This window comes from Skermanella stibiiresistens SB22 (assembly GCF_000576635.1).
Taxonomy (GTDB): Bacteria; Pseudomonadota; Alphaproteobacteria; order Azospirillales; family Azospirillaceae; genus Skermanella; species Skermanella stibiiresistens.
In genome coordinates, this window is record NZ_AVFL01000156.1 from 1 (window position 1) to 265 (window position 265).

Here is a 265-nt window from a genome sequence, read left to right on the forward strand (position 1 = left end):
CATGCTGACGCTGGTCATCGTGGTGCTGGTGGAGCTGGTGCCGTTCACCGCCCTGCTGATCGGCTCGCCGTCGCTGGCGGAGATGGCCAAACAGGCCGACCCGGTCGGCTATGTGGTCACCCAGCTCGGCGGCCCGACGCTGGCGCGGGTGGTGAGCGGCGCGATTTATCTGTCGGTGTTCAACGCCATTATCGCCATCGTGGCGCAGTTCAGCCGCATGATGTTCGCCAGCGGGCGCGACGGCTTCTGGCTGCCGGCGTTCAAC

The 265-nt window shown here is 66.8% G+C and carries 1 protein-coding gene; it reads left to right on the forward strand.

Going from position 1 to position 265, the window contains the following annotated elements; genetic code table 11:
• On the forward strand, positions 1 to 265 hold a 265-nt coding region (locus tag N825_RS35885; protein WP_037462612.1), incomplete at both ends, for a hypothetical protein.